The sequence below is a fragment of the Streptomyces sp. NPDC006174 genome, from assembly GCF_040614075.1.
GTDB lineage: Bacteria > Actinomycetota > Actinomycetes > Streptomycetales > Streptomycetaceae > Streptomyces.
Window position 1 is genome coordinate 164,663 of record NZ_JBEXTJ010000005.1, and the last position, 13,736, is coordinate 178,398.

10 protein-coding genes and 2 tRNA genes are annotated in these 13,736 nt (G+C 72.4%); 9 read left to right on the forward strand and 3 right to left on the reverse strand.

The window, feature by feature from the left end; translation table 11 throughout:
- Nucleotides 1-12: 12 nt before the first annotated feature.
- The 4 genes from ABZ267_RS12980 to ABZ267_RS12995 all read left to right on the forward strand — a co-directional run bounded on the left by ABZ267_RS12980 (nt 13) and on the right by ABZ267_RS12995 (nt 884).
- Nucleotides 13-85: transfer RNA gene (locus tag ABZ267_RS12980), tRNA-Ala, on the forward strand.
- A 132-nt stretch (nt 86-217) separates the two neighbouring features.
- A complete protein-coding gene (locus tag ABZ267_RS12985) occupies nt 218-406 on the forward strand; it encodes a hypothetical protein (protein WP_356750301.1) in 189 nt (62 codons plus the stop codon).
- A 3-nt stretch (nt 407-409) separates the two neighbouring features.
- A complete protein-coding gene (locus tag ABZ267_RS12990; RefSeq protein WP_015608461.1) occupies nt 410-643 on the forward strand; it encodes a hypothetical protein in 234 nt (77 codons plus the stop codon).
- Nucleotides 644-811: 168 nt separating this feature from the next.
- Nucleotides 812-884 (forward strand) — tRNA-Ala (locus ABZ267_RS12995).
- 79 nt (nt 885-963) lie between these two features.
- Here the strand turns inward: ABZ267_RS12995 and ABZ267_RS13000 are convergent.
- Together ABZ267_RS13000 and ABZ267_RS13005 are read right to left on the reverse strand one after the other, a co-directional pair.
- Entirely contained in the window at nt 964-2,550 is a 1,587-nt protein-coding gene (locus ABZ267_RS13000; RefSeq protein WP_356750303.1) for an NADH-ubiquinone oxidoreductase-F iron-sulfur binding region domain-containing protein, read from the reverse strand.
- The gene (locus ABZ267_RS13005; protein ID WP_356750305.1) at nt 2,547-4,127 is read right to left on the reverse strand and encodes a hypothetical protein; all 1,581 of its coding nucleotides are present in this window, start codon (nt 4,125-4,127) and stop codon (nt 2,547-2,549) included. The genes ABZ267_RS13000 and ABZ267_RS13005 overlap by 4 nt, the downstream gene beginning before the upstream one ends.
- A 420-nt stretch (nt 4,128-4,547) precedes the next feature.
- Between ABZ267_RS13005 and leuS the strand changes: the two genes are divergently transcribed.
- The 5 genes from leuS (at nt 4,548) to ABZ267_RS13030 (ending at nt 13,207) form a co-directional block, all read left to right on the forward strand.
- The gene (leuS, locus tag ABZ267_RS13010; protein WP_356750307.1) at nt 4,548-7,421 is read left to right on the forward strand and encodes a leucine--tRNA ligase; all 2,874 of its coding nucleotides are present in this window, start codon (nt 4,548-4,550) and stop codon (nt 7,419-7,421) included.
- Nucleotides 7,422-7,570: 149 nt separating this feature from the next.
- Entirely contained in the window at nt 7,571-8,344 is a 774-nt protein-coding gene (locus ABZ267_RS13015) for a hypothetical protein (RefSeq protein WP_356750309.1), read from the forward strand.
- Between the two features lie 99 nt (nt 8,345-8,443).
- A complete protein-coding gene (locus tag ABZ267_RS13020; protein WP_356750311.1) occupies nt 8,444-9,289 on the forward strand; it encodes a DegV family protein in 846 nt (281 codons plus the stop codon).
- A 598-nt stretch (nt 9,290-9,887) separates the two neighbouring features.
- A complete protein-coding gene (locus ABZ267_RS13025; RefSeq protein ID WP_356750313.1) occupies nt 9,888-10,580 on the forward strand; it encodes a ComEA family DNA-binding protein in 693 nt (230 codons plus the stop codon).
- Nucleotides 10,577-13,207, forward strand: a complete 2,631-nt coding sequence (locus tag ABZ267_RS13030; RefSeq protein ID WP_356750315.1) for a ComEC/Rec2 family competence protein — start codon at nt 10,577-10,579, stop codon at nt 13,205-13,207. The genes ABZ267_RS13025 and ABZ267_RS13030 overlap by 4 nt, the downstream gene beginning before the upstream one ends.
- Here ABZ267_RS13030 and ABZ267_RS13035 read toward each other — a convergent pair.
- Nucleotides 13,187-13,681 carry a pyridoxamine 5'-phosphate oxidase family protein gene (locus ABZ267_RS13035; RefSeq protein ID WP_356750447.1) on the reverse strand — a complete coding sequence of 165 codons (495 nt, stop codon included), beginning with the start codon at nt 13,679-13,681 and terminating at the stop codon, nt 13,187-13,189. The two genes, ABZ267_RS13030 and ABZ267_RS13035, sit on opposite strands and share 21 nt — an antisense overlap.
- Nucleotides 13,682-13,736 lie beyond the last annotated feature (55 nt).

The window sequence follows — 13,736 nt, forward strand, 5'->3', positions numbered from 1 at the left end:
AGAGCGGACAGCGGGGCTATAGCTCAGTTGGTAGAGCGCCTGCATGGCATGCAGGAGGTCAGGAGTTCAATTCTCCTTAGCTCCACAATCGAAGATCCCGTCCCCGTCTGGGGGCGGGATCTTCTGCATAGGGGCGTGAAGCGGGCTGACCCCCTTGCGGGGTCATGGCAGAATCGGAGCGCCGGAGGGGGCGACGGACCGATCGGGAGGGAGCGCGATGCCTGCGAGTCGCGAACACGTCCCCGACCTGCCTCTTGTCGCCGCCTCGTCCAACGGCCCCGTAACGTCCGAAGACCGATCCCGGCTCGGCTGTCCGTCCTGCGGTTCGTCCCACGTGGCCCAGGTCCTGGGCGACAACGGAGGGGTCTCCTACGTGTGCACGGCCTGCGGCCACAGCTGGAGCTGACTGATGGGTGCACACAGGCGTAAGTGCGACTGGTGCGGCAGCGGTACGCCCATTGTCAGGGACATGGACCCGATCAACCCGGAATACCAGTACTGGTGCGAGGAATGCGCCCGGGCGCTGATCATAAAAGGCGACCCCATCGAGACCTACCGGGAGCTGGAGGGGGAGCCGATCTACGGGCGGCTCCTGGAGGAGCACTGCACCCTCAAGCGGTTCTACTCCTTCGCGACGGCATGATCCTCCGGGCCGACGGCATGACCTCCGAGTCTCTGACCTGCGGCTGACGGTTCAACGTCCGGGATAATTCGGGCATATGCGTGCGCACCGGAAACGATTTGGTGAAGCACCGGGGGGACCGTGTAATGTTCTCGATGTCGCCAAGGGGAACCGGGCGGCAAACAGCACGGGGCTATAGCTCAGTTGGTAGAGCGCCTGCATGGCATGCAGGAGGTCAGGAGTTCAATTCTCCTTAGCTCCACAAGATCCACAAGCTTGACAGTGAAGAAGCGGGCCACCCGATCCGGGTGGCCCGCTTCTTTCGTCCCGGTGCTGCCCGGTCAGTCGCGTCCGCTGCCCAGGGCCCGCCGGTTGACGGCGGGCAGAGCGAGCCGCTGTTGCTCCCGCTCGACGGCCGGCTGCTCGATCCGCAGGGCCAGCGCGGGACAGCGCCGGACGGCCCGCTGGGCGCGTCCGCGCAGATGCATGGGGACCGAGGCGTCCGCCAGCGCCGGATAGCCGTCGGGACCGAGTCTGATGAGCTCGGGGACGATGTCCGCGCAGAGGCCGTGGCCCTGGCAGAGCGTCCAGTCCACCGCCAGCTTCTCGCCGCTCGGGATCGACTCCTCCACGTCCTGGTAGCCGGAGGCGGGCAGCGGCAGCACACCGATCGTCTCGCGTCCGCAGCCGCCGTCCAGGACGTGGGCGGCGAGGTCGTCGGTGAACGCCGACAGCGTCGACATGAGGAACCGCGCCGAACCGTCCGGATGCTTGCACGCGCCCCGGCCCTTCACGGCCTGGGTCACCTCGCGCAGAGCCTCCAGCGCGGCGGGCCCGCCGCCGTTCAGCACGTCGGAGAGGCCGCCGGCCGCCGCGGGGAGCCCCAGCTTGCACGGGCCGCACTGCCCGGCGGTCTCGGCGGCCAGCCAGTTCGCGATCCGGAGGGATTCGCCGAGCGGACAGGTGTCCGGCCCGATCGGCAGGATCGCGCCCGCGCCGAGCGCGCCGCCGACGGTGGCCAGGGACTCGCGGGATATCACCGCGTTGTGGGAGGCGACCGCGTCGATCCAGTTGCCGTGGTAGCCGCCGGTCAGCACGCCCTGGGGCAGCGGCGGCGCTCCGGCCAGCTGGAGGATGTACCGCAGCGGCACTCCGGTCGGCACCTCGATGACCATGGGCCGCGCCACGGCGCCGGAGACGGTCAGCAGGACGGTGCCGGATTCGTCCGGCAGACCGGTGTGCCCGTAGCGGCGCGGGCCCATCCGGGCGGCGACGGCGAGCTGGGCGTACGTCTCCGCGTTCGACAGCAGGGTCGGTGAGCCGCCGACCCCGGTCTCCGCCGCCCGCTCGCGCCGGCCGGGTGGCAGGGCCGGGCCGCCGTTCGCCGCCCGGATCACCGACGACGCCTCGCCGGAGACCATGCGTTCCGGGGTGCGCACCACGCGGGCGCGCAGCTGCTGGCCGCGCCGGTCGGAGAGGCCGCGCTCGGCCAGCGCCGCGCGTACGGAGACCTCGGTGGAATTACGGGTCACGGCGACGACCAGCGTGCGCGCGCCGAGCGCCTCGGCGGCCAGCAGGGCGCCGTCCAGGATCAGGTGCGGGGCGCGGTTGAGCAGGACGGTGTCCTTGCGGCAGGCGGGCTCGCCCTCGCTCCCGTTGATCACGACGACGGGCCGCACCCCGCGCCGGATGGACGCCTTCGCCACCGCCCGCAGCTTCTTCCCGAAGGGGAATCCGGCGCCGCCCCGGCCGCGCAGGGATATCGCCTCGGCCAGTCCGGCCAACCGCTCGCCGGTCATCGGTTCGAGGGGCCCGTGCACCTTCAGGTGCATGGCGAGGTCGAGCCGCTCCATCAGGTCGAAGCCGGTGGTCAGTTGCGGCAGGCCGACGACGCGGACCTCGGGAACGTCGGGAAGAGGGGCATTCACGGTCGGTCTCCTGCGGGTGCGTGCCACGGTTCGCCGGCCGGAGGCGCGGAGAACGGTCCGGCCGGCGGCTCGGCGCCGGTGCCGGGAGTGGGTGTGCTGTGGGTGGCTGTGGTGGAGGAGTCGGCCGACGGGACGGCCCGGGACGGTGAGTCGTAGGCGGGTACGTAGGTGGCTTCGTAAGGCGCCTCGTAGGCGGGCGTGCTGCTGGTCCGGCCGCTGCTGGTCCGGCCGCTGTCGAAAGAAGGCGTCGCGTCAGCTGTGCTGTAGGTCGGTGTGCTGTACGTAGGCGTGCTGTACGTAGGCGTGCCGTACGTCGGTGTCTCGTGCGGAGGCGTGGTGTTGAGCGGTGGCGTGTACAGCGGTGGTTCCTGCGGAGGTGCGTAGGTGTGCTCGGCTCCTTGCGGGCTGTGGTGGGCCTGCGTGGGCGGGGCGGGGGACGGGGCGGGCCATCTGGCGCCGGGCGGGCGTGTGGCGTCACCGGCCTGCGAGACGAAGCGGTATCCGGCCGATATCCCCGGCCCGCCCGCCGGACCGGCCCCGGAGCCGCCCGTCGTCCCGGTCCCCGGCCCGCCCGTCGGCCAGTCGGCGAGCCGGTCGGAGCTGCGCGGCGGTGGTTCGTACGCCGCGGGCTGGACTCCGTACAGCAGTTCCGTCGGGGCCTCGTGCAGGGAGTGCGTGTCGTGCGGCGAGTGCAGCGACCCGGACAGCGGTACGGGCGGCGGCGTCGGCGCCGACAGGGTGCGCGGGCGGACCGGAGTGCCCCGGACCTCGTGGTCCGGCTCGCTCCACCCCGTGGGGTCTGCCGAAGACGGTTCGCGGTCCGCGCCCGGCCGCGAGGACGCGCGTAGCACCGGGTCCGGGGTGTCGAAGCCCGCGTCCGCGTTCATCAGCGTGGTGATCCGGTCGGTGATGCGGCGCTTCGTCGGGCGCGGCAGCAGCCGCAGGCAGAGGGCGCCGGCGACGGCGGTGAGGCAGAGGCCGTACATCACGACGACCCAGGTGGCCGGCGCCCGGCCCGCGTACAGGCCGTGGATCAGCGCGGCGCACCAGGCCGGATAGGCCAGCGCGTGCAGAGCGCGCCACCGGCCCGCGATCCCGCCCGCCTCCCGGGGCGAGCCCAGCGACTGTCCGAGCCGGGTGGCCGTGGGCGAGGGCTGGGCGAACGCGCTGCGCAGCGCACCTGTCGCGGCCGTGACGACCATGAGGAGCCCGGCCAGCGAACCGAAGCCGATCAGTCCCGCCATACCCGTGACACCGAGGCCGAAGGGTATGAGGGCGCCGATCACGGAGACATGCCCGAGGGCGATCTTCACGGTGCCGTGCAGCAGCAGGAAGCCGAGCGCGGCGATGGCCGTGGCCCGGTGGATGCCCTGGCAGATGATCCGCTGACGGGTGGAGAGGAACAGCCGGTCGGTGGCCAGCAGGCCCCAGGCGACGGCCGCGCTGAGCGACACCAGCGACAGGACGCCGGTGGTGAAATCGAGGGTTGCGCGGAAGCCGTCGCTCCCCGCGACGGCGAGCAGAGGGACGAAAACCAGGGCGGTGACAGTCAGGCCGCCCTGTACAGGCCGACTCATTGCGGGGCTCATGCTGGGGGATACGCGGATCTTGCGATGAGGGTTCATGGGGGCGACTCCGAATAGTTCGGCAAAGCGGTCCCGTTGCCGCATGCTAGGACGCCCCATACCAACCGGTACGAGCTTTGCTCGGTTGCCCCGATAGAAGTCGGTACGCCGAGTAACCTCTCCGTTCCACGCTTTCCTGGGGCCGTTTCCGGACGTACGGAGGCCGGTGTCCACCCACCGGTTGCTCTCCGCTGCCCTCCGTGCCCGTGCGGTACCCTGACGCCATGCGTGCCGTACGCCTTCTGCTCAGCGAGCCGCGCTGAAGAGTCCCGACCGGTGAGAACGCCTGGTCGGAGTCAGCGCGGCGTCCCCTCCTGTGCGAGGGGATTTTTCGTTTCCCGGCAGATGACGATCGATGGAGCTTTGAGGATCATGAGCGAGACGAATTCCGCAGCCGAGACGGCCGCGCCGCACCGCTACACGGCGGCGATGGCCGCCGACATCGAGGCACGCTGGCAGGACTTCTGGGACGCCGAGGGGACGTACGAGGCACCGAACCCCACAGGGGAGCTGGCGGGCGACCCGGAGCTGGCCGCCAGGCCGAAGAAGTTCATCATGGACATGTTCCCGTACCCCTCGGGCGCCGGCCTGCACGTGGGACACCCGCTGGGCTACATCGCCACCGATGTCTACGCCCGCCACCAGCGGATGACCGGCCACAACGTGCTGCACACCCTGGGCTTCGACGCGTTCGGCCTGCCCGCCGAGCAGTACGCGGTCCAGACCGGCACGCACCCGCGGGTCTCCACCGAGGCCAACATGGAGAACATGAAGGTCCAGCTGCGCCGGCTGGGCCTGGGCCACGACAACCGCCGCTCGTTCGCGACGATCGAGGCCGAGTACTACAAGTGGACGCAGTGGATCTTCCTGCAGATCTTCAACTCCTGGTACGACACCGAGGCCGACCGGGCCCGCCCGATCGCCGAGCTGGTCGAGCAGTTCGAGAACGGTACGCGGGCGACGCCCGACGGCCGTGAGTGGAGCGCGCTGACCGCCGCCGAGCGCGCCGACCTGCTGGGCGAGTACCGCCTGGCGTACGCCTCCGACGCGCCCGTCAACTGGTCGCCGGGCCTGGGCACCGTGCTGGCCAACGAGGAGGTCACCGCCGACGGCCGCTCCGAGCGCGGCAACTTCCCCGTCTTCAAGGCCAAGCTGCGCCAGTGGAACATGCGTATCACCGCCTACGCCGACCGGCTGCTGAACGACCTGGACGGGCTGGACTGGCCCGAGGCCATCAAGCTGCAGCAGCGCAACTGGATCGGCCGCTCCGAGGGCGCTCGCGTCGAGTTCCCGGTCGACACCGCCGGTGGCATCACCGTCTTCACCACCCGTCAGGACACGCTGTTCGGCGCCACCTACATGGTGCTGGCGCCCGAGCACGACCTGGTCGAGCGGATCATCCCGGCCGCCTGGCCCGAAGGAACGCACCCGGTATGGACCGGCGGTCACGCGAGCCCGGCCGAGGCCGTCACCGCGTACCGCAAGCAGGCCGCCGCCAAGTCCGACGTCGAGCGGCAGGCCGAGGCCAAGGACAAGACCGGTGTCTTCACCGGCGCGTACGCGACCAATCCGGTCAGCGGCGAGAAGGTCCCCGTCTTCATCGCGGACTACGTCCTGATGGGCTACGGCACCGGCGCGATCATGGCCGTACCGGCGCACGACGCACGCGACTTCGCCTTCGCGCGCGCCTTCGAGCTGCCGATGCGCTGTGTCGTCCAGCCGTCCGACGACCGTGGCACCGACCCCTCCACATGGGACGACGCCTTCAGCTCGTACGAAGCGAAGCTGGTCAACTCCGCCAACGACGAGATCTCGCTGGACGGCCTGGGCGTCGTCGAGGCCAAGGCGAAGATCACCGAGTGGCTGCAGGAGCACGGCGTCGGCAAGGGCACCGTCAACTTCCGGCTGCGTGACTGGCTGTTCAGCCGCCAGCGCTACTGGGGCGAGCCCTTCCCGATCGTGTACGACGAGGAGGGCATCGCCCACCCGCTGCCCGAGTCGATGCTGCCGCTGGAGCTGCCGGAGGTCGAGGACTACTCGCCGCGCACCTTCGACCCGGAGGACGCCGACACCCAGCCCGAGACCCCGCTGTCGCGCAACGCGGACTGGGTCAACGTCACGCTGGACCTGGGCGACGGCGCCGGTCCGCGCAAGTACCGCCGCGAGACCAACACCATGCCCAACTGGGCCGGTTCCTGCTGGTACGAGCTGCGCTACCTGGACCCGACGAACGACCGGCAGCTGGTCGACCCGTCGATCGAGCAGTACTGGATGGGCCCGCGCGAGGGCCGGCCGACCGGTGGCGTCGACCTGTACGTCGGCGGCGCCGAGCACGCCGTACTGCACCTGCTGTACGCGCGGTTCTGGTCGAAGGTGCTGCACGACCTGGGCCACATCTCGTCGGCCGAGCCGTTCCACAAGCTGTACAACCAGGGCATGATCCAGGCCTTCGTCTACCGCGACGCACGGGGCATCGCCGTTCCGGCCGCCGAGGTGGAGGAGCGCGACGGCGCCTTCTATCACGACGGCGAAAAGGTCAGCCGCGTCCTGGGCAAGATGGGCAAGTCCCTGAAGAACGCGGTCACGCCGGACGAGATCTGCGCCGAGTACGGCGCGGACACGCTGCGCCTGTACGAGATGGCGATGGGCCCGCTGGACGTGTCGCGTCCCTGGGACACGCGTGCCGTGGTCGGCCAGTACCGGCTGCTGCAGCGGCTGTGGCGCAACGTGGTGGACGAGGAGACCGGCGAGGTCACCGTCGTCGACACGGAGCCCGGTGAGGACACCCTGCGGGCCCTGCACAAGGCCATCGACGGGGTCGGCCAGGACCTGGAGGGGATGCGGTTCAACACCGCCATCGCCAAGATCACCGAGCTGAACAACCACCTGACGAAGGCGGGCGGCCCGCTGCCGCGGTCCGTGGCCGAGCGGCTGGTCCTGCTGATCGCTCCGCTGGCCCCGCACATCGCGGAGGAGCTGTGGCGCCGGCTGGGCCACACCGACTCCGTCGTCCACCAGGACTTCCCGGTGGCCGACCCGGCGTACGTCGTGGACGAGACCGTCACCTGTGTCGTCCAGATCAAGGGCAAGGTCCGGGCCCGCCTGGAGATCTCGCCCTCCATCACGGACGAGGAGCTGGAGGCGCTGGCCCTGGCGGACGAGGCGGTCGTCGCGGCGCTGGGCGGCGCCGGGATCCGCAAGGTGATCGTGCGGGCGCCGAAGCTGGTGAACATCGTCCCCGCGTGACGACCTCTGCGCATGGCCTTGTACGGAGTTAGGGCCATCCCCTACGGGCAGGTTGGGGGTTCCGAAGGAACCCTCGGCCTGCCCGTTCCGTTTACGGTGGAGGGGAGCGACCGCTACCGGCAGCCGCATCGAGACACCGAGGGGCATTCATGGAAGCCGCCATCACGATCCTGGCGCTGCTCTTCGTCGCGCTCATCGCGCTGGGCGTCTATGCGACAGCGAAGGCTGTCGGCGCGGCCAAGCGAGGCGTGGACCGCACGATCACCCAGGCCCGCCGCACGGTGGAGGACACCACGCTCCGGGCCAAGAGTTTCGGCCAGACCGGTGTCGCGGGAGAGCTGGCACAGCTCCGGCTGGCCCTGCGCACCTCGATGCGTGCCACCCAGGACGCCCTGCACGCCGGAGTCGCCGAGGACTCCTCGCTCGCGGAGTCGGTGGGCCTCTTCCGGCGGCTGAGCGCCCACGGCCTGGAGCTGGACGAGGAGCTGAAGCGGCTGGAGCGCGAGCCGGACCGGGCGACGGTCGCCGGCCTGCTGCCGCAGCTCAGGGAGCGCACCGAGCGGATCACCCATTCGGCGGACTCGCTGCGCTGGGCGGCCCGGGACCGCGCGCGGCAGTTCGCCGACGACGACCTGGACGCGCTGAACGCGCAGATCGACATCGAGGCGGGGGCCCTGCGGCACTGGACCGTGGAGGAGCAGCAGCAGCCCGGCCAGGGACCGGGAGCCGGGGCGCCGCAGGGGCGTGACGCCGGGGTGGACTGGCCCGAGCCGGCCGCCGGAGGCGGCAGCGGCAGCACGGCGGACGACTCCTGGGGCGGACCGGCCCGCGAGGAGGCACCGCAGGCGATCACCGCACCGGACCCGCACCTGCGGACGACGTACCCGTGGCAGAAGTCGGCCCGGCCGGAGACGACCAACTGACGGTGCGCGGTGACAGGACGCGTTCCGAAGTGACCGCGAATGATCGCGGGGCCGGGGCCGGGCTCCCGCACTCCCACCTGGGCAGGTAACCTCCGGCTCATGTCCCGCCATGTCGCTGTCGTCACTGATTCAACGGCCTACCTGCCGCGCCGGACGATGGAACGGCACAGCATCACAGCGGTGCCGCTGACCGTCGTCCTGGGCGATCAGGCGTTGGAGGAAGGTACGGAGATCTCGGCCCGCTCACTCGCCCTGGCCCTGCAGAAACGCCACTCCGTGACCACCTCCCGCCCCAGCCCCGAGGTCTTCGCCGCGACCTACCGGGCGGCGGCCGAGGGCGGTGCCGATGCGGTGGTCTCGCTGCACCTGTCGGCGGAGTTCTCGGGTACGTACGACGCCGCGCTGCTCGCGGCGAAGGACGCGCCGGTCCCGGTGCGTGTGGTGGACACGGGCATGGTCGCCATGGCCCTCGGCTTCTGCGCCCTCGCGGCCGTGGAGAGCGCGGAGGCGGGCGGCAGCCTGGACGAGGTCGTGGCGGCGGCGGAGAAGCGGGCCGCCGGAACATCCGCTTATTTCTATGTCGACACCTTGGACTACCTCCGCCGCGGCGGCCGCATCGGTACGGCACAGGCGCTGCTGGGCTCCGCGCTCGCGGTGAAGCCGATCCTCCAGCTGGACGGCGGCCGGATCGAGATGCTGGAGAAGGTACGGACGGCGTCCAAGGCCATCGCCCGCCTGGAGGAGATCGTCGCCGAGCGGGCCGGTGCGGCGGCGGTGGACATCGCCGTCCACCACCTCGCCGCGCCGGAGCGCGCGGAGCGGCTGGCCGAGCGGCTGCGGGAACGGGTGCCGGGGCTGGCCGACCTCCACGTCAGCGAGGTGGGCGCGGTGATCGGGGCGCACACGGGGCCGGGGCTGCTGGGTGTGGTGATCTCGCCGCGGTGACGGGAGCGGGGCCTCGGACGGGTGACCGAGATATCCACAACTGGCCGGTCGTCCACAGGAATCGGAGCTGCTCAGCGGGTTCGGGCGGTTGTGCCTAACGTCGTGAGGCATGGCCCTTCGAACTCCTCGGGCGTCGATGCCCGAACACGTGTCCGTAACTTCTCCGTCCTTGTCGCCGTCGCCGACCTCTGCTGCCGGTGGTGCGGCTGTGGGAGTGACTGCGTCCGCCGCTGAACGTGCTCCGGCGGCCGGGCGCCCGGTGCGGCGTGGGCCCGGCAGCCGTCCGAGCGGGCGGGCCGGGGTCCGTCCCGGTGCTCGGCCCGGCGCCCGTCATGGCAGACACGGGCCCGGGCGAGGCCGTGCCGCGCTTGCCGCGGCGGCCGCGCGGCGTCGGGCGGACGCGTTGATGACGGGTGCGGTCGCGGAGACCGGCCCGGGTGCGGTGACGGGTACCGGCCCGGGTGTGGTTTCGGAGCGCGGCCCGGGCGTGGTTCCTGAGCCGAGCCCGACCACGTACGTCCGGCATGACGACCGCCCGCGGGAGGACGATCCGGACCGGACGGAGGCTCGGGAGGGGGCGTCCCCGCGGGTCGGGCGTGTGGTGGCCGGGCTGTGGGACCGGGTGCCGTTGGGAGCGCGGCTCGGGTGGGGGCTGGCGCCACGGACGATCGCGGCGCTGGCAGTGGTGCTGGTGGCGGCCGTCGGCCTGGCCGTCTTCCATTTCTGGTCCGCGCGTCCGCAGGGGGTGCTTGCTCCCGAGACGGTGGAGGCCGGGGCCGCGGCGGTGGTCGATGATCCGTTACGGGCCGGAGGCGCGGCCGCACCGCCCACCCCTCCTCCCGAACCGGCCGGAGAAGTCGTCGTGGATGTCAGCGGCAAGGTGCGCCGGCCGGGTGTCCAGCGCCTTCCGGCCGGTTCGAGGGTGGCGGACGCGCTCCGGGCGGCGGGCGGTGTGCGCGCCGGGACCGATCTCTCGGCGCTCAACCGGGCACGCGTGCTCGTGGACGGCGAGCAGGTCGCCGTGGGGCTGACCCAGGCCCCGGCGGCCCTCGGCGCGAACAGTGGAACGGCGGGCACACCAGGGGCGGCTGGTCCGGCGGCACTGCTGAGCCTGAGCGCGGCGACCAAGGAGCAGCTCGAAACCCTGCCGGGGGTCGGGCCCGTGCTGGCGCAGCACATCATCGACCACCGTACGGAGAACGGCGGATTCCGGTCCGTCGACGAGCTGAGGCAGGTCAACGGCATCGGTGACCGCCGGTTCGCCGATCTCCGACCGCTCGTACAGCCATGAACAGCTCCACGGCGGCCGTGGCCGACCGGGACACGAGGGGTGTGCAGGGGACTGCCCGTGCGCGGGAGGAGGGGGCGACGGACCTTCGGCTCGTTCCGCCGGCGCTGGCGGTCTGGGCGGCCGCGGCTCTCGCGCTGGGGCTGCCGGGACGTTGGGTGGCGGCAGGGGCGGTGAGCTGTGCCGTGGTGGCGCTCGCGCTCCTGGCGGCCGGGACCGCTGCGCGCAGGAGGGCAGCAGCCGCGTCCTCCGGATCCGGACGGCCCGCCGCGCCGCAAGGATCTACGCGGGCCGCCGCACCGGCAAGATCTGCGCAGGCCGCCGCACCGGCACCATCCAGGCGGGCCGCCGCCGCATCGGGCAGAGGCAAGCGGGCCGTCGCTGCCGGAGCCGTGTTGCTCTGTGCGGCGGCCGGCGGCGCCACGGCCGGGCTGCACGGTGCCGACGTGCGGCGAGGGCCCGTTCCCGAGCTGGCGCAGGAACACGCACGGGTGGACGCCGAGGTGCGGGTGACCTCGGACCCCCGGCCGACCCGGCCCGGCGTACGCGGCAGCCACAGCACACCGGACACGCTCCTGATCAACGCGGACATCACCGAGGTGGCCGCACCGGGCGGCCACCGCACCCGGGTCCGTACGCCCGTGCTTCTCATGGTCTCGCCCGGCGACGACCGGGCGCGGTGGCACGAGCTGCTCCCGTCCGCCCGGCTCCGCGTCGGCGGCCGCCTCTCGCCCCCGGCGCACGAAGGCGAACGCCTGGCCGCAGTCCTGCGGGTGGACACCGAGGGACCGCCTCGGATCACCGGCCCTCCGACGGCGGTCCAACGCGCGGCCGGCGAGCTGCGCTCCGGGCTGCGGGAGGCGACGGACGGCCTCGACGCGGACGCGCGGGCGCTGTTGCCGGGGCTGGTGGTCGGGGACACCTCCAGGGTCCCGCCGGACCTCCACGACGCCTTCAAGGCCACCGACCTGACTCATTTGTTAGCTGTTTCCGGGGCAAACCTATCGATCCTGCTCTTCCTTCTCATCGGCCCGCCCGGTTCGGCGATGAACAGTGAGAGGCGCGGTCTGGCACCGAAGTTGGGCATCTCGCTGCGAGGAACCGCGTTGCTGGGCGGCGGGCTGACGCTCGTGTTCATCGTCGTGTGCCGCCCGGAGCCCAGCGTCCTGCGTGCGGCGGCCTGCGGCCTGATCACGCTTCTCGCCATCGGGACCGGCCGCCGCAGGTCCCTGCTTCCCGCTCTGGCGGCGGCCGTGGTGCTCCTGGTGCTGTACGACCCGTGGCTGGCGCGGAGTTACGGGTTCCTGCTGTCGGTCCTGGCCACGGGCGCCCTGCTGACGCTCGCGCCGCGGTGGAGTGCGGCGCTGCAACGGCGGGGGATGCCGGTGCGGTTCGCCGAGGTGCTGGCGGCGGCGGCCGCGGCGCAGGCGGTGTGCGCGCCGGTGGTGGTGGTGCTGGCCTCGCGGGTGAGTCTGGTGGCGATTCCGTGCAACCTGCTGGCGGAGTTCGCGGTGGCGCCCGCGACGGTGTTCGGGTTCGCGGCGCTGGCCGTCGCGCCGGTCGCTCCTCCGGTGGCCGAACTGCTGGCGTGGGTCGCTGGTTGGCCGGCCGGGTGGATCGCCGGGGTGGCCCGCACGGGGGCGGACCTTCCCGGGGCGGAGGCGCCGTGGCCCGGCGGCTGGGCCGGGGCCGGGCTTCTCGCGGTGCTCACGGTCCTGGGCGTGCTGCTCGCGCCTCGGCTGGTGCGCCATCCCTGGCTCTGCGCGGGAGCCGCGCTGCTCCTGGTCCTCGTGGTGGTGCGGCCGGCCCCGCTGGCCCGGATCGTGACCGGGTGGCCGCCGCCGGACTGGGCGTTCGCGCTGTGCGACGTGGGGCAGGGCGATGCGATGGTGCTCGCGGCCGGGGAGGGCGCGGGTGTGGTCGTCGACGCCGGGCCCGACCCTCGCTCGGTCGACCGCTGTCTGCGCGATCTCGGGGTCACCCGGGTGCCGCTGGTGATCCTCACCCATTTCCACGCCGACCATGTGAGAGGGCTGCCCGGGGTGTTGCGGGGCAGGGCCGTGGGCGCGGTCCAGACGACGAGCCTGGACGAGCCGCCCGAGCAGGCCGCGTTCGTCCGGCGTACGGCGGCCGCCGCCCGGGTCGCGACGGTGCGGGCGGTGCCCGGTGAGTGGCGTCGAACGGGGCCGCTGGAGTGGCGGGTCCTCTGGCCGCGCGACGGGCCCGGGGGAGTGGTGAAGGGCGCGGGAGGGCCGAACGACTCCAGCGTGACCCTGTACGTACGGACGGCGGGCGGCCTGACGCTGCTGCTCCTCGGCGACCTCGAACCGCCGGCCCAGCGCGGTTTGCTGCTCGGCTCCGCCGGGCTGCCCCGGGTGGACGTCCTCAAGGTGGCGCACCACGGCTCCGCCTTCCAGGACGCGGGGCTGCTGGACGGCGCGCGGCCGAGGCTCGCGCTCATCTCCTGCGGCGCGGACAACCCGTACGGCCATCCGTCGCCACGGACCGTCGACGCGCTCAGGGCTGCCGGGGCGCGGGTGCTGCGTACCGACACCCACGGTGCCATCGCGGTGACGGGCGCAGGCAAGGAGCTGCGGGCGGTGGGCCGTTCAGGACGGGAGGACGGCTGACCGGTCGGGAGAGGAGGGCCCGACGAGCCAGGTGCCGGAGCGCATCAGGTCGCGGCCGGCCTGTTCGTTCGCCTCCCGCCAGGCCTGGACGGTGTGCGGGGTGACGCGGAGGTACACCCACGGCGAGCGCTGTCGCGGGTCCCATCCGAGCTTCGCCGCGAACGCGTCGCCGTCGGCGGTCAAAAGGTCCGGCCCCTCGACGATCTCCGCCTCTCCCTTGATGAGCACCACGTCACGGGGGGTGCCGAGGGTGACCCTGATCGCGCCGGTGGGGGTCGCGTTGACCGCCGTCGGGTTGGTCCGCCGAGTTGCCATGAGCAAGGTGGTCCCGTCCCACGCGAACCAGAGCGGCACCAGGCACGGGACGCCGTCCGGCGAAGCGGTGGCCACCCAGGCGTCGTGGTCGTCGCGGAGGCGGCCGAGGGTGTCGCGCAGGCGCTGTTCGGCGGTGCGGGGAGGTTCCGGCGTGATCATGGTCGTCACGCTGATCGCCGTCCTGTGCGATGCGCGTCGGCCGTCGGGCCCAGGC

Excerpts from the sequence above, each read along its gene's own strand:
- ABZ267_RS13015 (WP_356750309.1), top strand. The coding sequence starts at position 7,571 with ATGGAAGCCGCCATCACGATCCTGGCGCTGCTCTTCGTCGCGCTCATC.
- ABZ267_RS13020 (WP_356750311.1), top strand. The coding sequence starts at position 8,444 with ATGTCCCGCCATGTCGCTGTCGTCACTGATTCAACGGCCTACCTGCCG.
- ABZ267_RS12985 (WP_356750301.1), top strand. The coding sequence starts at position 218 with ATGCCTGCGAGTCGCGAACACGTCCCCGACCTGCCTCTTGTCGCCGCC.
- leuS (WP_356750307.1), top strand. The coding sequence starts at position 4,548 with ATGAGCGAGACGAATTCCGCAGCCGAGACGGCCGCGCCGCACCGCTAC.
- ABZ267_RS12990 (WP_015608461.1), top strand. The coding sequence starts at position 410 with ATGGGTGCACACAGGCGTAAGTGCGACTGGTGCGGCAGCGGTACGCCC.
- ABZ267_RS13035 (WP_356750447.1), bottom strand. The coding sequence starts at position 13,681 with ATGATCACGCCGGAACCTCCCCGCACCGCCGAACAGCGCCTGCGCGAC.
- ABZ267_RS13030 (WP_356750315.1), top strand. The coding sequence starts at position 10,577 with ATGAACAGCTCCACGGCGGCCGTGGCCGACCGGGACACGAGGGGTGTG.
- ABZ267_RS13005 (WP_356750305.1), bottom strand. The coding sequence starts at position 4,127 with ATGAGTCGGCCTGTACAGGGCGGCCTGACTGTCACCGCCCTGGTTTTC.